The following is a 26,729-nucleotide window of genomic DNA, read 5'->3' on the forward strand; positions in this document are numbered from 1 at the left end:
TCTCTAGCATAGAGCGAGGACAACATGCCGACACTACCAATGCACCGCTTGAGCAAATTGGCTCCCTACTTTCTCAGCGTTCTGCGAATTTTTGCCGCTGGGTCTTTCCTGACACATGGGACGATGAAGCTTTTCAGCTGGCCCGCCCCTTTCGAGTATCCCCTTAACCCCATGCTTTATACCGCTGGCATCCTGGAGGTAGTGGGCGGTTTATTGCTATTAATGGGTCTGTTCTCGCGACCAACGGCTTTCTTACTTTCTGGTTTAATGGCATTTGCCTACTTTATCGCGCACAGCTCAAACAGTTTTTTTCCTGTTCTCAACCACGGTGAAGCGGCCATGCTTTATTGCTTCATTTTTCTCTATATTAGTGCCGCAGGCCCAGGCGCTTGGAGCTTTGATGCTTCGCGAGCGCAAAGCCGGGTGGGGTGAGACCGCTGTTTGAAACCATCCCCTCATGCCATCCCTTCATGATAAGTTCCAGCTGAAATGCGGGAGGAAATCTATGAACTCGCTCAAACAGGCTGTTCAGGCTTATACCAGCCGCTACGCCGACAACCGTGGTATGGCGCTAACCCCGGTGCCGGGTTTACGAATGATGTGCCTCAAGGCGCCATCCGGCGACCTGCATTCGGTGTACAGGCCGCTGATATGCCTGGTTCTGCAGGGGGCGAAGCGCTTGATAGTGGGGAATGAGGAACGGTTTTTTTCTAGCGGGCAGTCCGTCCTCGTTAGTGCTGACATGCCGGTCACCGGACGGGTCGTGCAAGCAAGCCAGAGCGAGCCCTATCTGGCGATCGCTGTCGAACTGGAGGTGGCGCTGTTACGGGAGCTCACCGCCCATATCGATACCCCCCGCCCGCAGCGCACTTCAGAGATGCCTACGCTATTCGCCGTCGACACCGAAGCCGCACTGCTCGATTGCGCATCACGGCTGATGCACCTGTTGGATCGCCCAGAAGCGGCGCCGCTCTTGAGCCCAGGAATCATGCGGGAGCTGCACTACTGGCTCCTATCAGGGCCTCACAGCGATGCTTTGCGGGCGCTGGCAGACCCGGACAGCCATGCGAGCCGTCTTGCCGCCGCCATTACGGTACTCAGAGCTGAGTATCAGTCGCGTGTGCCCGTTGAGCGACTTGCGGCAGAAGCGGGAATGAGTAGCACCTCGTTTCATAAGCACTTTAAGCACATGACGTCGCTCACGCCGGGGCAGTACCAGAAGCGACTTCGCCTGATTGAAGCGCGCCGCTTGATGCTCAATGAAGGATTCTCAGCGAGCAGCGCTGCTTTTGAAGTGGGCTACGAGAGCGTGCCCCAATTTACCCGCGAATATGGGCGGCTGTTTCAGAAACCACCGAAACAGGACGCTCTGCTAGCTCGGAGATCTATCGAACAAAGGGTATCGCCGTTAACGGTTAGCACAGCGTGACCTTTGCATCCCATTGAATGCGTAAGCGTGTTGACCGCTATGCCTTTTGCTAAACTTTGGCGCGTCGCAAACAGAAAAATTGAATTCACTCTAACTAGCTATGGACGGTCATGATGGACACTTCAAGAACGATCTCTCTTGCTTCCCTGCGTGTCATGTTGTGCGCCATTCTCCTGGTGGCGCTGGCGCTCGGTGTTGGATATCAGGCCCGTGCCGCCGAGCCTTCCAATGACGTCAGACAGACGGTGGATCAGCTGCTTCGGTTGGTTGATGAGCGGCTTGCTATTGCACCCGATGTTGCAAAGGCTAAATGGAACTCTGGTGCTCCTATTGATGCTCCCGCACGAGAAGCGCAAATTCTAGAGAGGGTCGTGGCTGAAGCCACGCGGGCGGGTATCAATGAGGCCTTTGCCCAGACGTTTTTCAAACATCAGTTTGAGGCAAGCAAGGTTATCCAGCACCGGCTCCATGAACAATGGAGGCAAACAGAGCAGCCTCCTTTTGAATCCCCACCAGACCTTGCCGAAGATATTCGCCCCCAACTTGACCAATTGACACCACAACTGATGGCTTCACTTCGCGACTTCGAGCGTGTTGCTGAAAGCGAAGGAGTTAAACAATATCTTGAAAATAATGCCGAAACCTTGGTGGATGACGGTGTAGGAGGTGTCGCCCGGGAAGAGGCATTACGCCCACTTTACGAAGCCACCGACACTGCAGGCGTGCAATAGGCTCAGCGTTGGCAAGAAAGGGGCGTGTATCTACTTTTGATTCGGCTTGGTTGGATCCTACGGAGAAACGCCTATCGACGTGTTTCATCCCTGTCCGCGGATAGAGCTACCTCCTTATACGCTTCGAGCGACTCAAGGCGCTCTTTAAGCGCATTGCTAATGGAGTCATAGGCCGTGCTGCCTAACGTAATACGCAGTGGTGGGTTCGGCATGTCCGTTATGTTGATGATGGCATCAACGGTGTTGCCTGCATCGCCTTTAATGGCTAGGTCACCTGACGCCAGGGCCCTACGTAGATCGCCTGCTGGGGTGTCTTCATAGATCGGCGTCGTGGGTGTGCGATCCAGTCCTTCAGCAAAGTGGGTCGCAGTGGGCCCCGGCTCGGCGATAATGAAATCAATACCAAAAGGCGAGACTTCCTTCGCTACGGATTCGACGAACCCCTCGATGCCCCACTTTGTGGCGTGATAAAGGCTGAAGCTTGGATAGGCGATCTGGCCGCCCTCCGACGATACCTGAACGATGCGGCCGCCCCCTTGTTCGCGTAAATGTGGTAGTACGGCGCGAAGGAACTGGATGGAGCCTGTGAGGTTAGTCGCGATTTGCCGCTCAATCTGTTCATCACTGGCCTCTTCGGCAGCGCCAAAGAGACCATACCCTGCATTGCTGACGACCACATCGACTCGCCCGAACGTCGTGAACGCTTGCGAAACGGCATCTCTCATCGTTGGTGTATCCGTCACGTCGAAGGTAAGTATCTGCAAGCGATCGCCATGCAAGGCGAGCAAGTCGTCCAGAGAACCCTTGCGGCGTAGCGTTGCTATAACGCGATCGCCGCGTTCCAGTAGCCGTTCAGTAAGTAGTCGGCCGAGGCCGGTGGATGTGCCTGTGATAAGCCAAGTTTTAGCCATGAGATCTCTCCTAAGTCATTCATCAAGTGTTGCAAGACAAAGGCTAGGGCAGTAACACTAGTAAGAGAATACTCATCAATTGGCACGAGGAGGTGAAAGTAATTCACCAATGAGCAAGCCAACGTTGACCGACCTGAAGGCGTTTCAGGCCGTGGCAGAACACCGTAGCTTTCGTCGAGCAGCCGACCTGATGGGAGTCAGCCGCTCTTCCCTCAGCCACACCGTGCGTACGCTGGAACAACGGCTGGGTACCCGGCTGCTGCACCGAACCACACGTAGCGTCTCACTGACCGAGAGCGGCGAGCAGTTGCTCTTGCGGCTGAGCCCGCTATTGAGTGACTTGGACGCGATCCTGGAGGATGCCTCCAGCGCCGAAGGCAAGATCACTGGGCGGCTGCGTATCAATGGGAGCGAGGGAGCCGTACGACTGTTACTGCAAAACGTGGTACCGCGTTTTCTCGCCCTTCATGATGACGTAGAGCTTGATCTCGTGGCAGAGGGGCGACTGGTTGATATTGTTGAGCAGGGGTTTGATGCCGGTGTAAGGCTTAGAGAGGCGGTTCCCCAGGATATGATTGCCATCCCTGTGGGTAATGAACTGCGTTTTCTTGCCGTTGCCTCTCCTGACTACCTGCACGGCCGAACGGCACCAAAGACGCCGGATGATCTGGCCTCTCACCAATGCATACGGCAAAGACTGCCGAGCGGTAAACTCTACCGCTGGGAGTTTCAGCGGCACGGTCAGGACATGGCGGTTGATGTGCCAGGTGCGTTGACCTTGGACAGTAGCCAACTGATGGTGGAAGCGGCCGCCGATGGTTTAGGCATCGCCTACGTGCCAGAGTCATATGCACACGCCTATTTGGACGATGGGAGGCTGGTCACCGTGCTAGAAGAGTGGTGTCCCCGCATCCCTGGGCTGTTTCTATACTACCCCAACAATCGGCATGTGCCGCCCAGCCTGCGGGCTTTTATCGACCTGCTGCGAGAGTTGCGAGCTTAGTCTCTATTAGTGCAATCCACCTTGAATAAGCGCAGCGAACGTCTGGGCCGCTTCAGCTTCGCTGCATTTGCCGCGAACCATGGCTGACGAAAGGGCCTCGCCTGCGCCGATCAGTCCAATGCAGCGTTGTTTTAACGTTTCTAGCGGTAAAGCACTGTGTGGCTTGAGTACAGCGGCGAATAGCTGAACATACCCGTCGAGCAGTTCCTGGTACACGGCTTCCTTTTCCTCACTACCTGCCAATGCGGCTCCCACTGCGTGCCATTCACCGCTGGTGTCGGCATAGCAATGGATGTAGGTGCTTGCCAGCACGTCAGCTGTTTCTGCAAAGCTTCTCTCACCGGTAGTCAACGCGGCGCGGAGCGCGTTTGCCTGCTCTGCGTCGATTGATCTGTAGAGTTCAATCAAAAGCGTTGACCGTGTACCGAAATGCTCGTAAGCGACAGGCTTGGAGATGCCGGCTCGCTTGGCCAAATGCCCCAACGTCAAGCTATCAGCGCCTTCTTCACGAACAATCGTGATCGCCGTGTCGAGCAACTGGTGCCGACGCTCTGCCTTGGAAAGTCTACGTGTTTTTGTTTCGCCTGATTTGCCTTGCATAACGAGGTTCTCTGTATTGATTTTTGTTGAAGCCTACCATTAGTAGGTATAACCTACTAATGGTAGGTTAATGCTGGGGAGTGTAATCATGCTGCAGGATTCTATTTTGCTTATAGGCGGTTATGGCATTGTCGGTCGGTGGACGTCGCACTTTCTGCGCTCTGCTTACCCTGATGTACCGTTACTGATTGGCGGACGCAACCTTGCCAAGGCCCAGGAGTGGGCGGCCGAATTAGGCAATGCGCAGGGCTTGGAAGTTGATTTTTCCACTTCTGATCTTGGGCTGGGGGATCACAACATCAGTGCTGTTGCTACGCTTTTTATGGATGACCGGGTTGCCACACTTCGTTTCGCCCAGTCACGCTGTGCGCCGCATATTAGCATTTCACCGGGTATCTTTGAGTTAGGCCCCGAAGTCGCCGCCTATATGCACAACCCAAACGCTGCTCCTGTGGTTCTCGGTACCGAGTGGCTGGTGGGGGCGACCTCCGTGCCTACGCTCGAATTTGCCAAGAGGTTCCGCCGTGTCCATAACGTCGTTATTGGCGCACTGCTTGATGAGCGAGATGATTTTGGTCCGGCCGCAGAAGTTGATCTGGAGCGGCAAACGAAAGCGATGCCCGTCGCGCTTGCCCGTCGTGACGGCGTCTTTTACTGGCGCAGAGATGCTGATGCCATGGCCCGTTTCCGTGCTGTGGATGGCACAGAAATGGAAGCGTCTGCGCTATCGCCGAATGATGTTGTCGGCTTGGCGACTGTACTCGATACACCCAATGTGCAATTCAACCTCGCGATTGGAGAGAGCTCCAGTCGCCGTCGCGGCGAGCCGATATCGACCGAGATTATTATCGAACTTGAGGGTGAGGATCATGACGGTCAAGTGCTGCGTACTCGCCATGCCATCGTTCATCCGCAAGGGCAGATGCCTCTGACAGGGCTCGGTGTGGCCCTGGTTCTTGAGAGGCTCACCGGATTGGATGGTAACCCGGCGACTCCACCTGGCCTCTACTTTCCCTACCAGCTGCTAGAAGCTTCTTCCTATTTTGACCGCTTGAAGCAAGCCGGTGGAAGCGTCATGACGCTGGAGGGCTAGCATGGTGACCCGGAGGGTTTGTCGGGTAGTCGGCAACGACAACGAGTTCTCGGTCATTTTCCAGTGTCGCCAGGGCAACTTGATAGCTGTCTTCGATATGACGGTTGCCCATCATCTTTATGGCGGTGTAGCTGATGCCGACTGCCACGGCGCAGCCTGGTGCCGCTCCTATGTCGTTATGGCCGCTTCAGCGTGTAGTGTCAGGAGCGGTAACGCTGCCTCGTTATTATCGATGTATTGCCAATAAGACCACTAGTTAGGTGACTGACCTCTTGTGCTGACTAGATGGCTTTTGGGGCGAGCTTGGGTATGGCGCTGCCGGCCCTTGCCAGCCCCGCGGTCAAGGCAAGGCATGCAAAGCCCAGCACGGCATAGTCGGGGGTCAGCCGATCCATCAAAAAGCCAAAGAGTGGGGCGCCAGCCGTCTGGCCGATCGCGATGGTCAGGAAGCCGATCATCAGGCCTGTGGCGGGCCGGTCGGGCAATGCCGTGACGCCCCATACCAGATAGACACCTGTCACCATGATGTAAGCCGCGCCGAACAGCATGCCGCCGACAATTGCCAGTAGGGGAGTGGTGGCGCTGGTACCAACCAAAATAATGCCTGCTGCCAATACGCCCAGAAAGAGCCAATGCACCCGGTCGATCCCGAAGCGCGTCACTAACGTGCCTGCGCCGGCGCCCATAATTCCGGCGGTGCCGATAGCGATCCAAAGCAGCCCGGCGCCGGTATTGCCCCAGCCAAGCTGCAGCGCGACGAGTTTGCCGCCAAAAGACCAAATAGCGGTGCTGGACGCGCCCATCAGAAAAGCAGCGGCGATCAAGCGCATAATAACGCTGTTAAAGGGGGGCAAGCCGCCCGAGAGCTGGGTCGCCTTGGTGCCGCCTGGTACGCTGAGCGCGGCAACTACCGCCATCACAAAAGCGGCCACGGCAAAACAAGCGAAAGCCAGCCGCCATTGACCTCCCATCAGTAACGCGACCGGCCCTGACAGCACCACACCGGCACTCGTTCCGGCATTAATGATCGTGTTGGTGGCACTTTGCCGATCACGTCGCACGGCAGTGGCCACCGCTGCCGCCATGGGCGGCGATGCTAGCCCCGTACTTGAGCCTGCCAGCATGACCGCGCTGGCGAGCAATAGGGGGGAGGGTGCCATGGCGATGCCTGCCATGCCGACTGCCGCGACCAGTGCCGCGCCAATGGCGACGGCGCGGGCGCCGATCCGTTCGGTCAGGAAGGCCGATAGGATGATGGCGACACAGTAGCCCAGAAAAGCCCCGCCCGATATGAAGCCACTCAAGGTGGGCGTGAGAGCAAGGTCAGTGTCGATCTGGGGCAGAAAGAGCCCGAAGGCGAAGCGTGCAAAGCCATAGCACACTGCGATTAGGCCGAACCCCGCCGCACCAAGGTACACGCTGGGGCTCATGATCGTGCCTGCTGGAGCAGTGCTGATGCGGCTTTGTGTGCCGAGACTACCGCCTCCGGGCCACGGTAAATCGCGGCCGCGGTGGCGCCTTCGTACAGGATAAGGATCTGCTCGGCGAGTTCCGGCATCGCCTGGCCATCGGTTTCTATCGCGACAATGTCCTGGATCTTGTCATAAAGCCTTGCCTTGTGAGCCAGCACGGCCTCAGTGATTGCCGGTATGTCTCCGCCGGTTTCGCCGTAGGCACGCAGAAAAAGGCATCCTCTTGCGCTCTCGCTCCTTATCCATTCTTCCAACGCGTCGAAGAGTGCATCAACGCTGCCCACTTCGATGTGTGGCTGGAACCGTCGATGGCGCTCTTTGAGCACCTCTGTTATCAACGCCGTTTTACTACCCGCATGCTTGTAGAGCGTTCGGCTAGACATGCCAGCCGCCTTGGTTAGCTTGTCCATCCCGGTGGCGGTAAAGCCGTGCCGGTCGAAAAGCTGCTCTGCTGCTGAAATAAGCTTTGTTTTAGTATCCATGCGAGCAGTGTAAAACGATCACTTTACATAGTCAATTACTACCTACCCGTGATGAAATACAAAGAACTCACATCTTGTTGAGCATCTCCACTGCTTCATCGAAGTGGCCGTCGCGCTCAGCCCAGCGCAGGAAGTTGACGTTTTCCACCAGTATTTCCTTGGGCGTGGGTTTTTCGTGGAACAGCGTCATGACTTCGTCGATAAAGTCATCAAGCGGCATATAGCCTTCGCGAGTCGACTGGCCGGGTGTCAGTTCCGTCTGCACGGCGGGGGGCGCCAGCTCAATGAGCTCGACCTTGCCCTTGAGCTGTTCGCGGAGCGAAATCGTATAGGAGTGAATGGCCGCCTTGGTGGCGTTGTAGGTAGGCGTGCCGCTTAACGGCACAAACGCCAACCCGGAGGATACGTTCACGATCGTCGCGTCTGGCTGGCTTACCAAGTGGTCGGTCAGTGCGTTGGTCAGCCGGATAGGCCCTAGCAGATTGGTGACGACCGTCTGTTCGGCATCAATGAGGTCATGGGTACTGGTCAAGTCCTCGCGGCGCATGATACCCGCATTGTTGATCAGAATGTTAAGGCGGGGGTGCTCGGCGATAACACGCTCAGCAAAGGCCACAATTGCTCGCGGATCCTCTACATCGACGACCATCGCGTGCATGTTCTGCTGACCGGCAATGGTTTCCTCCAGCGTTTCCATGCGCCGTCCAGCGACGATGACGGTGTTGCCCAGCGCGTTAAAGCGTAGAGCAAGCTCACGGCCAATGCCGGAGCCACCGCCGGTGATGAGAATGGTGTTTCCTGATGTTTTCACTGTTATACACTCCGCCTATCATTAGGATTCAATGCCATCAATATCGATAGTCGCGCTGCTCGAACCGCTTCGTTGGTGAGGCCCCTGAACGGCTGCGCTTACCTTTACTTTTTAACAATTCCACGGCGGCAGGGCTTGCCAACCCTTGCGCAAAACTTGCCTGATCCTGCAGGGGCGGGTGAATACCTTCAGCATCTTGCTAACGTTGAGTTGAAAGGCGGGAGAAAATCAGACGAATCCACTCAAATAGGCCACCCGGACGTATGCCAAGCGCAGCTAAACAGGCTGCGCTGTCAGAAAACTATCGAGGCAGCCAGTAACCATGCAGCGATGTCCCTGCGAATAGGCGCTTGTGCCACATGGCACTTGATTACTCGGGTAGTCTGGCAATGACCTTGATTTCAAAATCGAAACCCGCCAGCCATGTCACGCCGACCGCCGTCCAGTTTGGGTAGGGTTTTTCTGGAAACGCACGCGCCTTGGCTTCCAGCCAGATAGGGAATTGGGCCTCCGGGTCAGTATGAAAGCTCGTCACATCGACGATATCGTCAAAGCTTGCGCCCGCTGCTTCCAGTACTCTTTGTAGGTTGTCGAAAGCAAGCTGCACCTGAGCAGCAAAATCTGGCTCGGGGGAGCCGTCTTCACGACTGCCGACTTGGCCCGAGACAAACAGAAAATCGCCCGAGCGAACGGCGGCGGAATAGGTATTCTGGTCATAAAGTGCCTGGCGGCCCGAGGGGAAAACAGCGTCACGCTTAGCCATGTGAATCTCCATCAGTAGGTCAAAACCGACCCGTTGTTTACGATGAAGTCACTTTAGCCCTCCATTTTTGGTGGATAAACGGCGAATTCTGTTCAACATTGTTTGTAGTTTTCAAACAATCACAAGGACTGGTATAGCCATGGATCGCTTTAACGCCATGCAGGCATTTGCTCGGGTGGTAGAGACGGGCAGCTTTACCAAAGCAGCTGAAACACTGCACATGAGCAAAACCAGTGTGACGCAACTGGTGCAACAATTAGAGGCAAGGCTGCGGGTAAAGCTGCTCAACCGCACCACGCGTAAGGTTAACGTCACGGCTGACGGTGCTGCCTATTACGAGCGCGTTATAAAGCTATTAGCCGATATGGATGATGCTGAAACGAGCCTGTCCAACGCCTCGGTGTTGCCTCGCGGCCGACTAAGGGTGGACGTGCCCAGCCCGTTCGCGCGGATGATCTTGATACCAGCGTTGCCTGCTTTCCACGCTCAATATCCCGATATTCAAATCGATATGGGGGCGAGTGATCGCATGGTGGATCTGATAGGTGAAAGCGTGGATTGTGTGGTGCGTGGCGGAGAACTCACGGATTTATCGTTAGTGGCGCGCCGCGTAGGCGACCTGAAGATCGGTATTTACGCAGCGCCGAGCTATCTGGAAAGTGCTGGTTTGCCTTCGCACCCGCAAGAACTCTCAGCTCCGCCTCACTACATTGTAGGGCTCCGATGGGCCCGTGCCGGGGTGAATTCTCCCTACGCCATGTACCGCAGCGGAGAGCGGGTCACTGTACAAGGGCGCTATGTGATTTCGGTTGATGACGGAAATGCTGGTCTTGCAGCAGGCATAGCGGGGCTCGGCGTAGTTTGGCTTCCTGACTACATGGCCAGTGAGCACGTATCTCGCGGGGAGCTGGTTCGCCTATTTGATGGCTGGCATCTCGACCCAATGCCGATGTACGTCGCTTTCCCACCGAATCGGCACGTAAGCGCCAAGCTGCGCGTGTTTATCGATTGGATCGTAGAGTTGATGGCTCAGCATGCGCCCATGGTGGATCGACGGGAGCAACCGCGATACAAGTAACTAGTTCACTCGCGCTTTACTCTGGTAATTCCATGAGAGGACACTTATTTTTTTAGCACGGGAGCGCTCGTGGCTTTAGGCATAGACTTAATCTGTGGCCGCTCCGCCATAATGCGTGCAAGGCGCTCTAGGGCTAGTTCGAGCCGCTCAATCAAGCCTTCCAGCAGTACCCGGCGGTCGGCGGGGACATCGCCATAGGCCATAATCGCTTCGTCCAGCTGTTTACCTGCTTCACGAATCCCTTGGGGCGGCCGCCCGTTGGCGCTCTCTTCAAACCCGCTAGCTAGCGTGCCTAGTAGGTGGCGATGCGCCTTGCGGATGCGCGGGTGAGGTGCATCATCAAGCCGATCACGCAGGCGTAGGGTAGCGGTGCCAACATCCAGCCCGGTCAGGCCTAGAATAAATAGGTGGCGCTGGTCTTCAGGCAGCATGTCGTCATGCTGCGCCAGTTGCAGCAGTCGATCCGCCATGTGGCCGCTGAAGCGGGTTTCGGCGTCGCGAATCGAGCGCTGGCTTAGCTCATGGATATCGGTGGAAATCGCCTTGATTAAACGCCGCCGCCGAAGTCGAGTACCCAGCCCCGGCAGCAGGCGAAAGCCCATGACCACACAGCTTAGCCCGATTACTACGGCCACCACCCGGTTGGCAAAACTATCGAACGAGAAGTCCATGCCGTTTCCGGGCATGGTGAGCAGAATATTGAAAATGGTAAATGCCAGGCAGTAACCCATGGTCGCCGGGTTAGTGGCGCCCAGCAGGCCTAAAAACAGCGGCGTGCCAAACAGCATGGCCAGCATCGGGAAGCCATTGGCCTGGGAGAGCAGCACATGGCCGAACAGAAAAGCACTGGGAATCGCCGCCAGCATACCCTTATAAAACATCATGGTAATGGCGATGGGATTGTCGCGGCTGGCGAAAAAGGCGGAAAACAGTGTGCCCAGCATCATCGCGATCATGGCGCTCTGCCAGGCGGTGACGATCCAGAAAGTCGCCAGTAGCGAAAATACTAGCCCTGAGCGAATGGCGTTAATACCGGCGGCGAGGTGATCGCGGTGCCAGGCCAGCGGTGATGAGCGCAGTTTATGGCTCTCCGGGGAGGCAATCGCTTCCCGGGCATCAAGCATGATCATGGCGTGGCCGATCGATTCACGTAGCCCCAACCGCAGACGCCGATCGAGGGGTGCTAAGCTGTTCTCTTCTTCGCTTTCATGAACCCGGTGGCGTAGCGACTGGAGGGCTTTTCTGGCCTCAACGACCCCTTTGACGTGTTCGGCATCGCGAAAGCCTTTTGCGATCTTGCCCGCGAGTTCGATACTTTGCGGAGCTAGCCGGTCAGCGTGGTCGTGCATCAGTTGGTGCAGCGCTTGCAGGTTGGCGAAAAAGCGCAGCGTGCGGCGGGTTAGCACGTGGGTTGCGCGCACTCGGCCGGGGCCTACCGGGCCTTCAAAGCGGGCGGCCTGGCTGTCGGTTTCCAGCAGGGTTAACGGCACGAGGCTGCTGCGCAGGGCTTTCTGCATCGCTGGAATATCGTCGCTGGCTTCTAAACGCAGGGCGGCATGCTCGAAGGCTTCGTTGATCACGCTGTCGGCCTGAGTAGCCAGGTGCGTGCCCACATGGGATGGCCAGAGCAGTGAGCTAACCAGCATGGCACAGATAGCGCCTAGCCCCAGCTCGGTAAGGCGCGCCACGGCGATATCGAATATTCCGGCGGGCGAACTGCCGCTGGAGATGACCACGATCAGCATGGCCGTTACGGAGGCCATCAGGCAGCCGTAAGTGTAGTTATTACGCCACAGCGAGCCCACGTAGGTGCACAGCATAATCCAAGCGGTCAGCACGATAAGCGCAGGTACGCGGGCCTGAGCGAATAGGGCCATGATCGCGATGCCCGCAACGGCACCAATAAAGGTGCCGACAAGCTGGCAGATGCCTTTCTCTACCACCATGCCACTCATGGGGCGGATCTGCAGAAACGCCGCCGACATCAGCGCCCAGTAGGGGCGCTCCAAGTCGAACATCAACGCGATATAGAGAGCGAGCATCATTGCCAGAGCGGTCTTGATGGCAAACTTGACCGCCGTGGCGTTAGGCGTCAGATAGGTGCTAACAAACGGCGACATGGGTTACTCAGGCTGATCGGCAGCGTTTTCGGCAGGGCGGACACGCACGGTTGCTGTCATGCCGACGCTCAGTAGGGTGTCATCAGGGACGTCTTCCAGTGAAATGCGCACCGGAATACGCTGAGCCAGGCGCACCCAGCTAAAGGTGGGCTCCACTTGCGGTAGCAACTGCTGGTTAAGGGTTGTGTTGCTATCGGCAATGCCTCGGCCAATACCCGCCACTCGGCCCTCCAGATGGGTGTCGCCGTTCATCAGAATCACATCCACCGGATCGCCCACGTTGATCGACGTCATTTTGGTCTCTTCGAAGTAACCCACGACATAGAAGGAGTTATCCGCGATCAGCGCCATCACCGGCGTGCCCCGATTAGCGTAAGTGCCAGCGGTAAGATGGACATTGAGGATATGGCCGCTGACCGGCGCGGTTATTTGAGTGCGGGCTAAATCAAGCTGGGCGCTGGCCAGCTCCGCCTGAGCCTGCTGTAAATCAGCGGCGGCAATGCGCGAGTTGATCTGGGCAATCTGCTGGTTTTCTACGCTAATCGCACGATTGTTACTCAACTGGTTACGTCGACCCTCCTCGGCGCGGTTTAGCTCCAGGGTTGCCTGACGATGGTCAACCGTGGCCTGGGCGCTGTCCACCGCTGCTTGGTAACGCGTGTTATCGATCTCAAACAACGTGTCGCCTTGGGCGACATAATCAGTATCCGCCACTTCAAGCGTGCGTACCCAGCCAGATACATCGGGGGCAACCGTCACCACTTCCGCATGAACCCGAGCGTCGCGCGTCCAGGGGGTATAGAGGTAGTAGCGCCATAACCATGCGCCGGCGGCAACGGCAATGGCGACAATAACAAGGGTGAGCAAAATACGGAGCGAAGGGCGCATCGGCGATTCTCTCAAGGGGCTGTCTTAAGGGCTTTGAAGCAAAACAGTAAAAATGAACGTGGTGGCAGCGGTGAGGATGACAAACAATGAAATGTCGAACCACGCCTCGTACCAGAGCGCGTACTCGCCGACCACCCAGTGCAGTAGTGAACGAACGGTCAGCGTAGCCACAAAGCCGATCAGCGCGTAGATCAACAGAGGGCTTAAGTAGATGCCACCGACAGCAATTTCTTGAACACCCATAACATCCTTAAGTGGCCTGGAAGTAACGACAATGGGAAGGTGGGTTTGGCTATCTGACAACGAGTCAGATGTTTAATTGCCACCTGCAAATAAGCCAGCCATCAGTATAGAGAGTGAAAGTACCACTTGTCCTATAATCGCCAAGCGGCGTAAAGAGTGCCCCTTGGCGTGCTGCAAACAGAGCTAGCGAGTGCGTACCATGATGATGAACTGTGTTGCCGCTCCAATGGCGGCGATAGCACCGGCGCCTACCGCTAATGTCGAAGCCGGCAAGTGGAGAGCAAGCACAATACCCCCGCTCGCCGCGCCTATCGCGCTGCCCAGATAGAGAGCCGATTCATTGAGCGCGACTGCCAAATTGCCGTCGCCATGGGCTTGGCGGGTGCGAACCAACTCGTTGTTTTGTGGCACTTGCAGCGCCCAGCCCACGGCGCCCCAAAGCGCAATCGGCAGTAACGTCAGCAGAGGATGAATTGACGCTGCAAAGGGCAGCGAGATGAGCGCTATAGAAAGCAGCAGCATAATTGCCAAGGTAATAACGGGCCCGATAAATTTGTCCACCAAGGGGCCAACCAAAAAGCTACCCAGTACGCCACCAATCCCCCATACCCATAAATAGCCGGTAATGGAGCGCACTGTGCCTGAATCGGCGGCTGCCATAAAGGGGGCGATAAAGGTGTACATGCCCAGGCTGGCAATGGCCGCCAATAAGGAAACCGCCAGAATGGCCATGGCATAAGGGCTTCGCAAAATAGCGAGCTTGCGAACAAGTGAAAGCGTTGGTGCGGATGGAAGCGCAGGTAGTTTTACCTGTAGCCCCGCGTAGGCGATTAAACCGAGTGCTGAAATAAGCCACATCGCTGATTCCCAGCCTAAACGCTCTGCCAGTAACAGGCTGATAGGAACCCCCAGTACCGTGCCGCTCGCCATACCACCCATAATGATGGCAATCGCTTTACCACGGTGAGCCTCAGCCGTTATAGCGGCTGAGGCGGCAATGCCCATGGCAAGGTAAACCCCTGCGCCAACGCCAGCGACCGCCCGCCATAGCGCGAGTGATATAAAACTGGTAGCTAGGGCGCTGGCGATATTAGCCACAATAAAAACGGCTAACGCTAGTAGTAAACTCAGGCGTTGGTACGTGCCAGGTAGTAGCGCAACGACGACAGGCGAACCTAAGCCATAGGCTAAGGTGAATGCCGTGACTAACTGAGCAGCCGTGGCCGCAGAGACACTAAAGGCGCCTTCTATGAGTGGAATTAGCCCCGCAGTGACATAAGAGGCCATCCCAAGTGCAAACGCACCCAGTGCCACGAGATATACCGATAAACGAGATTGGTTAGCCATAACGCTCTCCAGACATAAGCAGTAGAAAAGAATCCGCCAGCGCTGTTTTGCCAGCGAAGGGCTATTCTGGAGAGGCTTTTAAGGGGGTACAATTTAACCGTTTATGCTATTACTAAAAGTGATGAGTTATTTAAAGGTAACAGGATGACTGCTCCCCGGACGCTGACTCGAAAGCGGGAAGACTTGGCTGCGTTTCTACGCATGCACCGAGAGAAAATCGCCCCAGAAGAGGTGGGGCTTCCTCGTGGCCGCCGAAGGCGTACGCCGGGGTTAAGGCGTGAAGAAGTCGCTGCGTTAGCAGGTGTGGGGCTTACTTGGTATACCTGGTTGGAGCAGGGCCGCGATATCAGCGTATCGGCCACGTTTCTGGACAATCTATCTAAAGCGCTCAAGCTGGATGCTGCTGAGCGCCGACATCTATTCTTGCTCACTCATCAGCGCTTACCCTCTGAGCTAGGTAAAACCTGGTGCAGCGTGCCACCGCTGGTTCAAACATTGATGGACGACCTGCCTACGCGACCTGCGTATATCCTGAACTTGCGCTGGGATGTGCTGGCGTGGAATAGCGCAGCCAATAAGCTGTTCAGCTTCTCTTACCATGCACCAGAGCGCCGCAATATGCTGTGGCTGTTATTTACCGACCCTGCCATGCGTCAGCGCTTGTCACCCTGGGAAGCGCAAGTCAGCCAAATGCTATCCAGCTTTCGGCGCGACTTTGCCCGAGCGGCGCAAGATCCCGCCATTGATGAGCTGGTTGAAGAGTTATCCAAGGTATCGCCTGAGTTTAAGCAGTTGTGGAAAACCCAAGAGGTCAACGCGCCTTGCCAAGGTGTGCGTCATCTTTATCTTGAGGGGCTGGGTGAGGTGGCGTTTGAGCACACCACTCTCACCTTCGATGAAGAGCGCCACCTACGGCTGGTCTATTATGCCCATAAAGGGAGCGACTCCGAGAGGCAGGTCTTTAATGAGTGGGTAGTGAGCTGATTGATCTTGGAGGTCACCCTTGCAAATACCTACCCGGCAACTGTTCTGCTAGAAACTCCATAAACAGTCGGGTGCGCTGTGAAAGCGTGGTTTGGCGGTAATACACGGCGTTCACAGCTTGGGTCTGTATTTCTGTACAGCCGGGTAGTACATCCACCAGTGTGCCGTTGTGACGGGGAGTGATGGTCATAAAGTCGGCCAGGCAAACGATGCCTTCTCCGGCAATGGCCAGCTCTATTAGCGTACTTCCGCTGGAGGCCGCCAGGGTTGGGGTGATATGTAAGGGTTGGCCATCGGCGCGGCACAGTGGCCAACGGTTGAGATGATCGAGCTGACTGAAGCCTAGCAGGCTGTGCTGTTGAAGGTCGTCGATGCTTTGCGGTGCGCCGTGGCGTTCAAGGTAGGCGGGGCTGGCCAGAAGGCGCAGCGGGCTGTAGCCAAGGAGGCGGGCGTGCAGCGACGAATCTTCAAGCTTGCCAATGCGGATGGCCAAATCAACCCGCTGTTCCAACAGGTCGACAAAGCGGTCGTGGGTGTCGAGTTCCAGCGTAATACCCGGGTAGCGGGCGCGGAACTCGCCAATCACCGGCACAATCACGAATTGCATAAAGCTGGGTGCGGCGTTGATCCGTAGCCTGCCTTGAGGCTGATTATGGCGATTCAGCATTGCCTCTTCGGCTTCATTCACGGCGGCTAAAATACGGCGGCAGTGACCAAGAAACGTCTCTCCCTCCTCGGTCAGCTCCAAGCGACGAGTAGTTCGGCGCAGCAGGGTAGCGCCGAGTTTTTGCTCCAGGCGGTTGAGCGCACGGCTAACCCCAGAAACGGTAATGCCAAGCCGTTCGGCGGCACCGGTGATTGAGCCGCTATCGACCACCGTCACAAATGCTTGCTGTTCTTCAAGGGTGCTTTTCATAGAGTGCTTTTCATAAACTTACTGGCTGCCTTAATAGTAAATATCAGAACTGTTGATTTTAAATCAAAAGTGTCTTGCTGAAGCGTCGCTATTCTTTCGCATGCCTTGAACTCACAATACCGCTCATTAAACGCCATGCCAAAGAATATAAGCATGGATATTAGGCTGTCTTTAGAGGTTTTATTGATGAAAATTCTGCTGATTAACGGCGGCAAGGCATTTGCCCACTCTGGCGGTGAACTCAACAATACGTTGCACGGTGTGGCGGTGAGTACGTTGCAGGAAATGGGCTATGAATTGCGCGAAACGGTGATTGATCAGGGTTATGATCTTGATACCGAGGTGCAGAACTACCTATGGGCGGACACCATTGTGTATCAAATGCCTGGTTGGTGGATGGGCGCACCCTGGATTGTGAAGCGCTACATCGATGAGGTGTTTACAGAAGGCCACGGTTCGCTCTACGCCAGCGATGGCCGCAGCCGCCAAGACCCGACCAAGCAGTACGGCAGTGGTGGCCTGCTGCAGGGCCGTCGCTATATGCTATCGCTGACATGGAACGCGCCTTTGGAAGCGTTCAATGAGCCTGACAACTTCTTCGAAGGGCGCGGTGTGGATGGTGTCTACTTCTCTTTCCATAAGTCTCAGGAATTTATTGGCTTAGAAGCGTTGCCGACCTTTATCGCCAACGATGTAATGAAGATGCCGGATGTCGATCACGATAAAGCGGCTTATCGTAAGCATCTTCACTGCGTACTTGGTTAGGTTCCGTCGGTTGATTTTTCTTACAAGCCCTAAGTACGACTCAATCGATGGCGAAGTTTAGGCAGTGTACGGGCAATTGGGGGCAGGCGAGTGGACATGATGAGCGCCGAAATAGCGGCATACATGGCCCACTCCTGCATATCCGCGCGCACTACCCAGAAGAAGTGCAGCAGTACCAGACCCAAAATGGCGTAGGAGAATTTGTGCAGCGGCTTCCAGCGTTTGCCCAGGCGCTTCATTGCCCAGCGGTTGGATGTGGCGCCCAGCACGGCAAGGCCGATCAGCGCGATCATGCCGACGATGATGTAGGGTCGTTTGACGATCTCGCTGCCAAGCAGCGCCCAGTTAAGCCCGAGAATAAACAGCGCGTAGCTGAGCATATGCAGGGTGGCGTAGGCGAGCGTCCATAGGCCCAGTTGGCGTCGGATCAGCGCAAAGCCTTTCCAGCGGGTGAGCTTGGTCAGTGGGGTAAGGCTGAGCGTGAGCAGCAGCAACCACAGTCCGCCGATGCCGATATTCAGTAGCAGGTAACGCCCCGGTTCGGGGCCGGCGGCGTTATTGGCTACCTGCCAACTCCAGAACAGCAGCGGTGCTAGCGCGGCCAGAAACACGCCCACGCGCCATGCTAACCATATACGTGGGCTGGCCATTAGTAATTTTCCTTCAAATCCATACCCGCATAGAGCTCGGCGACTTCATCGGCGTAACCATTAAACATTAGAGTGTCGATGGTGTTGGGGTTGAACAGGCTGTTGGGCAGGCGCCGCTCGGTGGCTTGGCTCCAGCGGGGGTGGTCGACGTTGGGATTCACGTTGGCGTAGAAGCCGTACTCGTTGGCAGCAATTGCCTGCCAGGAGTTAACCGGCTGCTCTTCCACCAGCGATATCCGCACAATCGACTTGATGCTTTTGAAGCCGTATTTCCAGGGTACGACTAGCCGCAGGGGGGCGCCGTTTTGGTTGGGTAGCTCGCGGCCATACATGCCCATAGCCAGTATCGTCAGCGGGTGCATGGCTTCGTCCAGGCGTAGGCCTTCCACATAGGGCCAGTCGATGATCGAAAACGAGGAGCGCTGCCCGCGCATTTGCTCTGGATCCACCAGGGTTTCAAAGCGTACGTATTTGGCTTTGCTGGTAGGGTCGGCGCGTTTGATGATATCGGCCAGCGGAATACCCAGCCAGGGAATCACCATCGACCATGCCTCAACGCAGCGCAAGCGGTAAATGCGCTCTTCAAACTGTGAGGGCTTGGCGAAGTCCTCCAGGGCAAAGCGCCCGCCGTTATTGACTTCGCCATCGACCACCACGCTCCAGGGTTGGGTTTCCAGACTGCCAGCATGGCGTGCAGGGTCGCCCTTGTCGGTGCCGAACTCGAAAAAGTTGTTGTAGCCACTGGCGTCGTCAAAGGGGGCGATTTTGTCCTTGTCAGGGTTACTAGGAGTGATGGCGCGCCACTCGGTCTCGCTGATTTTCTCCTTTAGCCACGCGGGTGCATCGCCTTCGGGTACATCGGAGTAGTCTTCATTGGCGTGCACGTGGCCGGATAGGGCGAGCCCTGCGCCTAGGCCTGCCATGCCGCCCATAAAGCGCCGCCGGGAGAGGTAGATGGATTCCGGTGTGACATCGGATTCGTGTAAGTCACTGGGTTTGGCAATCTTAATGAGCATTGGGTGCCTCCACTCGCGATGGATAAGATGTTATAGCTGTGACCATCTTGTACAAGATTTATCACAGAAAATTCGCAAAGTTATTACGTTTTTTAAACGTCGCTTCATAAGGACGTGTATATCGGCAAACGTATGCAGAAGGACGCGCCGCCTGAAGCACGGTTTTCCACACGGATATCACCCCCCTGAAGGGTCATGATTCTGCGCGCAATGGCCAGCCCTAGCCCTGCATGGCCAGAGCCGTCAGTAGCTTCACCACGATAGAAGGGATCAAAAATATGCGGCAGATCCTGCTCTGCAATGCCGGGGCCGCTATCCTGCACGTAAACCTCGGGTTTACCCTCCGCCTGGCCGACAATAACGTCAATACGACTGCCCGGCGGACTGTAGGCAATAGCGTTGCTGATCAGGTTGTCCAACACTCGTTCGGTCATGGCCAGATCGGCGTAGGCGGTGGGCAATGCCGGATCACCACTGAGGCTGAGCGTTAGCTGGCTTTCCTGTGCGGACTGGCCGTGTTTCTGCACTACATCGTGAACTAGCTCGGCCAGCGGGAAGGGCTCCGGCACCGGCTGTTTTTCCTGCGCCTCAAGCGCAGCAAGCTCAAAGAGCTCATCCACCAAGCGACTTAGGCGGCGGCCCTCTTTGAGGGCGATATCCAGAAAGCGATCCTGTTCTTGGGGGCTGAGGCGGTCACGTCTTAATTTCAGACTTTCGATATAGCCCTGTATGGAAGCCAGCGGCGTGCGCAGATCATGGGATACCTGGGCAACCAAGCGGCGACGCTGGGCGTCCTTTTCCTTCAGTTGTTCAATCTGAGTGACAATCCGGCTAGCCATATCGTCGAAGGAAGCCCCTAGGTAGTCGATCTCGTCGCGCACCACGGGCCGTCTGTCGCGCCATCTTGTCGTGTGAAAACCAGCGCTGGGCGAATTCTGGCTCATATCGCTGTTTTCAAATTCTGCTACCAGTCGCGTTAATGACCTCAGTCGGCGGGTCAGTAGGTGGAAAATAGTCAGCCCCGCGACCATTGCCACTGCCAAGCTAACCAGCAATGCCCAGGCGCTCATCTCCAGAATACGGCCACCACGGGCCATGGTCTCCGCCGCGTCATACTCTTCTCCCCGCAGCACCACATAAAGATACCCTTCCGGGTTGTCTGCGGAGGGCACCGGGGTAACGGAAAAGACTTTCTGCCGGTCATGGCTGCGGGGGTCGTCGCCGAGCAGCGGGTAAAGGCTCATGTCATCCATTAGCTTGTGTATGGGCCCCAGAGAGACCTGGTTGCGTTTGATCTTCGCTGGGTCTGCCGAATAGGAGAGGATAGTGCCATCGAGATCCAGCAGATAGATCTCGATGCTGGGGTTAATGGCCATGTAAAGGGCGAACAGTTCTTCCAGGGCGCTACGGTCAAGTTCACCGTCACGGACTAGGTTCCTGTCAGACACTAGGTTCTGGGCCAGATCCTGATGCAGTGCCTGGTTGACTGAAGCACTGTATTCACGCAGCGAATACAGGCTAATAAAGGTGTAAAGCAGGCCGACGGCCAGCAACAGCAGAAATAGGCCGAGGGCGAGCCGGGTGTAGAGTGTTTTCAGCATGGTTTATTCGCGGAAGCGATAGCCCACCCCCCAAACCGTCTGGATAAATGCCGGGTGCGCGGGATCCGTTTCGATCTTGCCGCGCAGCCGATTGATATGGGTGTTGACGGTATGCTCGTAGCCTTCATGGCTGTAGCCCCATACAGCGTCGAGTAGTTGAACACGGCTAAATACCCGCCCCGGATGGCTGGCAAAGTGCCAGAGCAGGTCAAACTCTCGGGCGGTGAGTTCGACGACATGCTCGTGTATAAATACACGCCGACGAGCGGGGTCAATACGCAGCCCATCGGCGGTTAGCGCTTCATTGTTGGTTTCTACTGCAGGCGCGGACGCCATGGCATCCACGCGTCGGAACAAGGCCTTCACCCGGGCAGAGAGTTCGGCCACGCTAAAGGGTTTGGTGAGGTAATCGTCCGCTCCCATTTCCAGGCCTAGAACCCGATCCAGCTCAGTGCTTTTAGCCGTGAGCATGAGTACGGGAACATAGCCTGGGCCGGAGCGGATTTCGCGGCATACGGAAAGCCCGTCCATACCGGGCAACATCAGGTCGAGAATCACCAGGTCGATTCCTCCTTCACGAAAACGCGCAAGCCCAGTATCCCCACGCTCACAAAGAACGGGGTTCATGCCGAGTTCGGCCACGTGTATACGGACGAGCTCACCAATACCCGGGTTGTCCTCAATAATCAGTACGTTTCGTGTCATAGCTGCCTGGCTTTTCAATGTTCGCGATAAGTTTGTGTGCTGAGGCTTACATGCCCTCGCTTTCCATATCCTCTTCCATTTCCATATCACCTTCAGACATGCTGTCATCTTGCATATCACTGTCCATTGAATCGGTCATGGAATCGCCCATGGCGTCATCCATAGAGTCGGACATATCGTCCATCTTCATGTCATCATTATCCATGGACTCATGCTCCATTGACTCATGCATGTCGTCTTCCATCATGCCCTCTTCGGACATTTTCTCATCGGCATGGCTGGCCGTTGCCATTAGGCTGAGCAGGCAGATGGCAGCGAAGGTAGTGAACTTGTTCATGGTGATTTCCCCTGGATTTTAAGTCTGCCGGGTTGGCAGGCTTAAAACCATCCTCGTTGCTCACCATCACAGTAGGGTCACGCGGTGTTAAAGAGTGTATCGCGCAAATCTCACAAAAGTGTCACAGGTGGACGAATGATAGTGCGATGGCAAAAGTATCAACTCCTATATGTCAAAAAAGTTGGATTCAACAAGTTAGTTTCAACAAGGAGCCCCCATGGCATCTACCCGCCGTGAACTGATATCACTGATTGAGCAGGGTGTGATACCGCCTGAACAGGTGACGCGCGCAGTGCAAGCTTCTGGCCTGCTCCCTTCGCCTCGCGCTTGGGCGCTGTTTATTGATCGCCTACTGCTGTGGCTAGGCGGGCTGGCGCTGGTCTTCGCGGTGCTGTTTTTCATCGCTTATAACTGGGCCGAGATGGGCCGTTGGCTGCGCTTTGGCGTGGTGCAGGCAGCGATGGTGCTGGCGGTAGGCATCGCTGTTTGGCCCAAGGCCAGCCCGATGGTTCAGCGTGTGGCGTTAACCTCGGTCACTTTATTGGTGGGTGTGCTGTTGGCGCTGTTCGGGCAGGTGTACCAAACCGGTGCCGACCCCTGGCAGCTGTTTTTTACCTGGGCACTGCTTGCTCTGCCCTGGGTCTGGGTGGCGCGCTTTGAGCTGCTCTGGGTGCTGTGGCTGGGGTTACTTAATTTGGCCGTCGGGCTCTATTTTCGTACCTGGGGCGGGCCGTTTGGTGTTTTGACCAGTAGCGATGCTGCGCTTTGGGGGCTGTTTGGGCTAAACACCCTGGCATTAATAACCTGGGAGTGGGGTGCCCGTTACCGGGACTGGCCACGGCAGTGGGCGGTACGCTTGCTCGCGGTGGGCAGCGGGATGCCGATAACGCTGTTAATGATAGTGTCGATCGTCGATGTAGGCCTCGTATGGTCACCTGTGCTGGTGATTTACTCACTCTGGCTGGCGGTGCTGTATAGCATTTACCGCTATTGGCGGCCTGACCTGTTTATGATCGCGGGTGGCTGTGTCTCGGCGTTAACGGTGACCACGCTGCTGCTTGCCAGGCTGTTGCTCTGGGAAGGTGATTGGCAGGAGGGAAGTCTGCTGCTGATCACCATCGCAGTGCTGGCGATGGGCGCCGGGGCCGTGGTATGGCTAAAGCGGCTACATCGGGAGATTTCCCAGTGACGAACAACGTTAATGATTTAAGCGTTCGGTTGAGCCAAGCAGGCATTCCGTTAAACGAGCCTACTACGCCAGCGCAGTTGCAAACGCCTTGGTTTGTACGTGCGCTGCAGGCCTTTTCCGGCTGGTTGGCGGCGCTGTTCTTGCTCGGCTTTATCGCCATGGGGGTGGTGTTTGTGGTGGAGAGCCCCGCGGCGTCGTTAGGCCTGGGACTTGTGATGATCGGCGCGGCTTTTGGGTTGTTATGCAAAGCTCGCGGTGATGTGCTCGAACACTTGGCGCTTGCGGTTAGCTTAGCCGGGCAGCTGCTAATAGCGTGGGCGCTGGTCGAGTTCTGGAATTCGTCCACTTATTTGTGGTGGTCGCTGCTGGCTTTGCAGTGCGCATTGACGTTGGTGATGCCGAGCCAGGTTCATCGTACGTTTTCAGCGTTTGCCGCCAGCTTGACGCTCTATATGGCTTTGGCAGTGAATGCTATGGCGCCTGTAGCGGGTGGATTGATGCTGTTGGCTTTGGCGCTGCTCTGGCTGAATGAGTTTCGCTGGCCTGGTCGTATTCATGATGTGCAAGCATGGGGCTACGGGCTGTTGATAGGCCTCTTGGTGATCCAGGGATTAGCGCATAGCGGCCACTCCTTTGCCTTCTGGTTTGACGCACAGAGCACTAACGCTTTTGCATGGTCAGCACCCTGGTTGAACGCCGTGTTAGTGGCACTCTCTCTGGCGGTGCTGCTCTATAAAATTCCTCATTCCAAAACCCATTGGGGTTTATATCTTAGTCCTTTCGCGCTGTTGCTGGTCTCATTTTATGCACCGGGTGTGGGCCAAGGCTTGTTCGTCGTACTGTTAGGGTTTGCTATGGGGCATCGTCGAGTGATGGGACTTGGAGTGCTTTCTCTGCTGACGGGCATTGGCAGCTATTACTACTGGCTGGAGGCAACGCTGTTTACCAAGGCACTCACGCTGTTGGTGTTGGGGGGTGGGCTGCTGGCGCTGCGTTGGGCGCTGCACAAGTGGATGAGCGAAGCGGAAAATAGTCCGTCGACCTCTGTAGGAGGACACGGGAAATGATGCTGAAAGCCAAGCGAAATCGCTGGATCATAGTGTTAACCACCGTCGTTGTGCTAATGGCGGTGAACTGGGCCGTTTGGCAGAAAGAGCGTCATTTATCCGAGGGAGAAATTGTTTACCTGGAGCTGGCGCCTGTCGATCCGCGCTCATTGATGCAGGGCGACTATATGGCGCTAAATTTTGCACTGAGTGATCAAATTCAAAGCGCGCTTCATCAAAGTGAGCGTTATGAAGACTCGCTGAAAGCTCGTAACGGTTATGTAGTGGTGCGTTTGGATGAAAAGCGTATCGCCCACTTCCAGAGGTTGGATGATGGCTCCTCTTTACGCGACGACGAACGGCGCCTTCGCTACCGTTTGCGCAATAGTCAAGTACGCTTCACCACGGATGCGTTCTTCTTTCAGGAGGGCCATGGGGAACGCTATGAGCCAGCACGTTATGGCCAGTTGAGGGTGAATACCAAGGGCGAGCCCTTGCTGGTGGCTTTATACAATGCGGAATTAACTAAGTTAGGAGAAAGCGTTAAGTAAAATTTACTTTATATGGCGAGCTCTTCTCACTCCATTTCTCACTATTGCATTCTGTCTTGCTTCATTCAGTAAGGTAGGCTGTACTTTGTTCCTCCACTGACATGGATAGTCCAGTAATGACGCTGGACTGGCTCGACAGGGCCGGTCGGTGGGTAGTCAAACTCACCCACTTCAATGAATAAGGCATTTATGAAAGCAAACAGCTCGTGGCTCGCATGGGGTTTGTTGGTGATGGCAATGACCTTTTCCAACCTATGCGCGGCACAAACTCAGGGAGGAGAGAGCGAAAGTGAGCGATGGTTTACGGTCGATGCATTAAATACGGGGCTGGGTGAAGCCCCCGAAGAAGCAAATCGAGTAACACCAAGGGAGTCGATCAGAAGTTTTCTGGATCTGACAGGGCAGGAAGAGTATGAGGCTGCCGCTCACATGCTCAACCTTGCTGATTTTTCAGAAGGCGAACAGCGCGAGCGGGGGAGCGAGCTCGCTCGCCAACTGGCAGAGATTTTCCAACGCGGTGAGTGGCTGAGTGTTTCTGATCTGCCAGGTCGAGAGGACGCCGTTATTGAAGACTCTTCTGGACAAAATCCTCGCGTGGGAGAGACTCGCCGTAATGTCGAAGTGTCATCCATGCAAGCCAATGGAGAAACTTACGATATTCGCCTGGGCAGGTACCGGGTGGGCGATCAGGAGCCTGTCTGGCTCATTATGCCGATCAGCGTGTCTTACATCCCGGTGCTTTATGAGCAATACGGCCCTTCAATGTTGGAAAACTATATCCCCAAACGTTTTCAGGCATCGTTTGGCATTCTTAGAATTTGGGAATGGATTGCGATTCCACTCTTTCTGGTTTTCGTGGTTATGTTTGGGTGGGGAGTTCACCGGCTGATTGGGTTGATGTCGAAGTGGCTGCCTTCAGGGATGTCGAGCATTTTTGCCAGCCAAATTGGTACTCCCGCCGCGCTTATTGCGATGTCTCTAGTCACCCAAATGTTGCTGGATTACGTGGTTTCGTTTTCGGCCGTGGCCACGACCACTTTCCGGGTGTTATTGATCAGTATTTTGGCTTGGGCTGTCGGCACCATTTCATTGCGCTTGGTGGATACCATCATGCTGCGTTTGACGCGACGTATTGTCGGTGAAATCGATGATACGAAGCCCAGGGATCAGCGTAGGCTGTTGACCTCCCTGTATGCGCTGCGTCGTCTTATTATTTTGATTACCGTAACCGGTGTTTCAATTTATATTCTTGGGCAAATTCAGCTCTTTGAATCACTGGGCTTATCCATTCTGGCTTCTGCCAGTGTGCTGGCGGTGCTGGTCGGTGTCGCGGGGCAAGCGGTGTTAGGCAATATCCTTTCTTCATTTCAGCTGTCGTTTGCCAAGCCGATTCGCATAGGGGATCTGGTGATTTTTGAAGGCCAGTGGTGTTATGTAGAAGGCATTTTTTATACCTTTATTCGCTTAAGGACATGGGACGAGCGGCGTTTAATCGTGCCAGTCACCTACTTTACGTCCAAGCCTTTCGAGAACCTGTCGGTCAAGAGTTCCAAGATGTACCGGTTCTTGGAGGTGAGCCTTCATTTGAGCGCAGATATTGATGTATTAAGGAATAAATTCATCGAGTTCGCTAAAGAAGAAGACAGCGTTATCGAGCACCACAAGTTGCTATGCTACGTGACCGCACAAACGGGCACGGCACAAACCGTCACTTGCTACTTAATGACCTCAGACCCCATGGCAGGCTGGGCAGCCGAAATGAGTGTAAGAGAAAAACTGTTGGCCTTTATTCGCGATAATTATCCCAAGTGGTGGCCTAGAGAGATCGTGGTCATCAGTCACAATGACATCGCTCGTGGGACGCAAGGGAAGAACTCGGGGGAAGTGGATAGTGTTGAGGTGAAGCCATCAGAGTAGGTGGCCGCTAAGCAGCGCTGCTTTCTCGTGTATAGCAATTTGCTATTTATCGCATTTTGCTATAATGTGGTCATATAAATG

General features: G+C 55.6%; 29 protein-coding genes. 13 read left to right on the top strand and 16 right to left on the bottom strand.

The annotated features are described in order from the left end of the window. Positions 1 to 24 precede the first annotated feature (24 nt). The 3 genes from KF947_RS16065 to aroQ all read left to right on the top strand — a co-directional run bounded on the left by KF947_RS16065 (position 25) and on the right by aroQ (position 2,160). Positions 25 to 432, top strand: coding sequence for a DoxX family protein (locus KF947_RS16065; protein ID WP_227404457.1), 408 nt, complete (start codon positions 25 to 27; stop codon positions 430 to 432). A 73-nt stretch (positions 433 to 505) separates the two neighbouring features. Further along, entirely contained in the window at positions 506 to 1,429 is a 924-nt protein-coding gene (locus KF947_RS16070; protein WP_227404458.1) for an AraC family transcriptional regulator, read from the top strand. Between the two features lie 110 nt (positions 1,430 to 1,539). Then, on the top strand, positions 1,540 to 2,160 hold the full coding sequence (aroQ, locus tag KF947_RS16075) for a gamma subclass chorismate mutase AroQ (RefSeq protein WP_227404459.1): 621 nt from the start codon (positions 1,540 to 1,542) through the stop codon (positions 2,158 to 2,160). A gap of 71 nt (positions 2,161 to 2,231) precedes the next feature. On the opposite strand, the gene KF947_RS16080 is transcribed toward aroQ, so the two are convergent. Further along, positions 2,232 to 3,071, bottom strand: coding sequence for an SDR family oxidoreductase (locus KF947_RS16080; RefSeq protein WP_227404460.1), 840 nt, complete (start codon positions 3,069 to 3,071; stop codon positions 2,232 to 2,234). 109 nt (positions 3,072 to 3,180) lie between these two features. Here KF947_RS16080 and KF947_RS16085 point away from each other — a divergent pair, with 109 nt between their 5' ends. Beyond that, complete coding sequence (locus KF947_RS16085) at positions 3,181 to 4,074, top strand: LysR family transcriptional regulator (RefSeq protein ID WP_227404461.1); 894 nt, start codon at positions 3,181 to 3,183, stop codon at positions 4,072 to 4,074. 6 nt (positions 4,075 to 4,080) lie between these two features. On the opposite strand, the gene KF947_RS16090 is transcribed toward KF947_RS16085, so the two are convergent. Then, positions 4,081 to 4,674 (bottom strand): TetR/AcrR family transcriptional regulator, encoded by a 594-nt coding sequence (locus tag KF947_RS16090; protein WP_227404462.1) that lies wholly within the window; start codon positions 4,672 to 4,674, stop codon positions 4,081 to 4,083. 88 nt (positions 4,675 to 4,762) lie between these two features. On the opposite strand from KF947_RS16090, the gene KF947_RS16095 reads away from it, so the two are divergent. Further along, positions 4,763 to 5,767: an NAD(P)-dependent oxidoreductase gene (locus KF947_RS16095; RefSeq protein WP_227404463.1), complete on the top strand. Its 1,005-nt coding sequence runs from the start codon at positions 4,763 to 4,765 to the stop codon at positions 5,765 to 5,767. Between the two features lies 1 nt (position 5,768). Beyond that, positions 5,769 to 6,014 carry a hypothetical protein gene (locus tag KF947_RS16100; protein WP_227404464.1) on the top strand — a complete coding sequence of 82 codons (246 nt, stop codon included), beginning with the start codon at positions 5,769 to 5,771 and terminating at the stop codon, positions 6,012 to 6,014. 34 nt (positions 6,015 to 6,048) lie between these two features. Here the strand turns inward: KF947_RS16100 and KF947_RS16105 are convergent, their stop codons facing one another. The 4 genes from KF947_RS16105 to KF947_RS16120 all read right to left on the bottom strand — a co-directional run bounded on the left by KF947_RS16105 (position 6,049) and on the right by KF947_RS16120 (position 9,295). Next, positions 6,049 to 7,197: an MFS transporter gene (locus KF947_RS16105; RefSeq protein WP_227404465.1), complete on the bottom strand. Its 1,149-nt coding sequence runs from the start codon at positions 7,195 to 7,197 to the stop codon at positions 6,049 to 6,051. Beyond that, positions 7,194 to 7,721 carry a TetR/AcrR family transcriptional regulator gene (locus KF947_RS16110; RefSeq protein WP_227404466.1) on the bottom strand — a complete coding sequence of 176 codons (528 nt, stop codon included), beginning with the start codon at positions 7,719 to 7,721 and terminating at the stop codon, positions 7,194 to 7,196. Before KF947_RS16110 ends, KF947_RS16105 begins: the two co-directional genes overlap by 4 nt. Positions 7,722 to 7,788: 67 nt before the next feature. Next, positions 7,789 to 8,532 (bottom strand): SDR family oxidoreductase, encoded by a 744-nt coding sequence (locus KF947_RS16115; protein ID WP_227404467.1) that lies wholly within the window; start codon positions 8,530 to 8,532, stop codon positions 7,789 to 7,791. A 370-nt stretch (positions 8,533 to 8,902) separates the two neighbouring features. Continuing rightward, positions 8,903 to 9,295, bottom strand: a complete 393-nt coding sequence (locus KF947_RS16120) for a RidA family protein (RefSeq protein WP_022519639.1) — start codon at positions 9,293 to 9,295, stop codon at positions 8,903 to 8,905. A gap of 139 nt (positions 9,296 to 9,434) precedes the next feature. Here KF947_RS16120 and KF947_RS16125 point away from each other — a divergent pair, with 139 nt between their 5' ends. Further along, positions 9,435 to 10,373, top strand: coding sequence for a LysR family transcriptional regulator (locus tag KF947_RS16125; RefSeq protein ID WP_227404468.1), 939 nt, complete (start codon positions 9,435 to 9,437; stop codon positions 10,371 to 10,373). 44 nt (positions 10,374 to 10,417) lie between these two features. On the opposite strand, the gene KF947_RS16130 is transcribed toward KF947_RS16125, so the two are convergent. The 4 genes from KF947_RS16130 to KF947_RS16145 form a co-directional block, all read right to left on the bottom strand. Then, positions 10,418 to 12,493, bottom strand: a complete 2,076-nt coding sequence (locus tag KF947_RS16130) for an FUSC family protein (RefSeq protein ID WP_227404469.1) — start codon at positions 12,491 to 12,493, stop codon at positions 10,418 to 10,420. 3 nt (positions 12,494 to 12,496) lie between these two features. Next, positions 12,497 to 13,381 carry an HlyD family secretion protein gene (locus KF947_RS16135; RefSeq protein ID WP_227404470.1) on the bottom strand — a complete coding sequence of 295 codons (885 nt, stop codon included), beginning with the start codon at positions 13,379 to 13,381 and terminating at the stop codon, positions 12,497 to 12,499. A 24-nt stretch (positions 13,382 to 13,405) separates the two neighbouring features. Next, on the bottom strand, positions 13,406 to 13,624 hold the full coding sequence (locus KF947_RS16140; RefSeq protein ID WP_227404471.1) for a DUF1656 domain-containing protein: 219 nt from the start codon (positions 13,622 to 13,624) through the stop codon (positions 13,406 to 13,408). Positions 13,625 to 13,807: 183 nt separating this feature from the next. Further along, positions 13,808 to 14,971: an MFS transporter gene (locus KF947_RS16145; protein ID WP_227404472.1), complete on the bottom strand. Its 1,164-nt coding sequence runs from the start codon at positions 14,969 to 14,971 to the stop codon at positions 13,808 to 13,810. Positions 14,972 to 15,115: 144 nt separating this feature from the next. On the opposite strand from KF947_RS16145, the gene KF947_RS16150 reads away from it, so the two are divergent. Then, complete coding sequence (locus tag KF947_RS16150; RefSeq protein ID WP_227404473.1) at positions 15,116 to 15,955, top strand: helix-turn-helix transcriptional regulator; 840 nt, start codon at positions 15,116 to 15,118, stop codon at positions 15,953 to 15,955. A 13-nt stretch (positions 15,956 to 15,968) separates the two neighbouring features. Here the strand turns inward: KF947_RS16150 and KF947_RS16155 are convergent, their stop codons facing one another. Continuing rightward, a complete protein-coding gene (locus KF947_RS16155; protein WP_223287859.1) occupies positions 15,969 to 16,871 on the bottom strand; it encodes a LysR substrate-binding domain-containing protein in 903 nt (300 codons plus the stop codon). Positions 16,872 to 17,057: 186 nt separating this feature from the next. On the opposite strand from KF947_RS16155, the gene KF947_RS16160 reads away from it, so the two are divergent. Next, complete coding sequence (locus KF947_RS16160; protein WP_133733093.1) at positions 17,058 to 17,636, top strand: NAD(P)H-dependent oxidoreductase; 579 nt, start codon at positions 17,058 to 17,060, stop codon at positions 17,634 to 17,636. Between the two features lie 29 nt (positions 17,637 to 17,665). Here KF947_RS16160 and msrQ read toward each other — a convergent pair whose 3' ends face one another. The 5 genes from msrQ to KF947_RS16185 form a co-directional block, all read right to left on the bottom strand. Beyond that, positions 17,666 to 18,286: a protein-methionine-sulfoxide reductase heme-binding subunit MsrQ gene (msrQ, locus tag KF947_RS16165; RefSeq protein ID WP_133733077.1), complete on the bottom strand. Its 621-nt coding sequence runs from the start codon at positions 18,284 to 18,286 to the stop codon at positions 17,666 to 17,668. Continuing rightward, complete coding sequence (gene msrP / locus KF947_RS16170) at positions 18,286 to 19,302, bottom strand: protein-methionine-sulfoxide reductase catalytic subunit MsrP (RefSeq protein WP_133733078.1); 1,017 nt, start codon at positions 19,300 to 19,302, stop codon at positions 18,286 to 18,288. The genes msrQ and msrP overlap by 1 nt, the downstream gene beginning before the upstream one ends. 104 nt (positions 19,303 to 19,406) lie before the next feature. Then, the gene (locus KF947_RS16175; protein WP_227404474.1) at positions 19,407 to 20,903 is read right to left on the bottom strand and encodes a sensor histidine kinase; all 1,497 of its coding nucleotides are present in this window, start codon (positions 20,901 to 20,903) and stop codon (positions 19,407 to 19,409) included. A 3-nt stretch (positions 20,904 to 20,906) separates the two neighbouring features. Continuing rightward, the gene (locus tag KF947_RS16180) at positions 20,907 to 21,608 is read right to left on the bottom strand and encodes a response regulator transcription factor (RefSeq protein WP_133733080.1); all 702 of its coding nucleotides are present in this window, start codon (positions 21,606 to 21,608) and stop codon (positions 20,907 to 20,909) included. Positions 21,609 to 21,654: 46 nt separating this feature from the next. Then, positions 21,655 to 21,945 carry a hypothetical protein gene (locus KF947_RS16185; protein WP_133733081.1) on the bottom strand — a complete coding sequence of 97 codons (291 nt, stop codon included), beginning with the start codon at positions 21,943 to 21,945 and terminating at the stop codon, positions 21,655 to 21,657. Between the two features lie 217 nt (positions 21,946 to 22,162). On the opposite strand from KF947_RS16185, the gene KF947_RS16190 reads away from it, so the two are divergent. The 4 genes from KF947_RS16190 (at position 22,163) to KF947_RS16205 (ending at position 26,648) form a co-directional block, all read left to right on the top strand. After that, entirely contained in the window at positions 22,163 to 23,134 is a 972-nt protein-coding gene (locus KF947_RS16190; RefSeq protein ID WP_133733082.1) for a DUF2157 domain-containing protein, read from the top strand. Then, a complete protein-coding gene (locus tag KF947_RS16195) occupies positions 23,131 to 24,201 on the top strand; it encodes a DUF4401 domain-containing protein (protein WP_227404475.1) in 1,071 nt (356 codons plus the stop codon). The genes KF947_RS16190 and KF947_RS16195 overlap by 4 nt, the downstream gene beginning before the upstream one ends. Continuing rightward, positions 24,198 to 24,731, top strand: a complete 534-nt coding sequence (locus tag KF947_RS16200) for a GDYXXLXY domain-containing protein (protein ID WP_227404476.1) — start codon at positions 24,198 to 24,200, stop codon at positions 24,729 to 24,731. Before KF947_RS16195 ends, KF947_RS16200 begins: the two co-directional genes overlap by 4 nt. A gap of 189 nt (positions 24,732 to 24,920) precedes the next feature. Continuing rightward, entirely contained in the window at positions 24,921 to 26,648 is a 1,728-nt protein-coding gene (locus tag KF947_RS16205; protein ID WP_227404477.1) for a mechanosensitive ion channel family protein, read from the top strand. The last annotated feature ends 81 nt before the right edge of the window (positions 26,649 to 26,729 follow it).

The organism is Halomonas sp. FeN2, from assembly GCF_020595105.1.
Classification (GTDB): Bacteria; Pseudomonadota; Gammaproteobacteria; order Pseudomonadales; family Halomonadaceae; genus Vreelandella; species Vreelandella neptunia.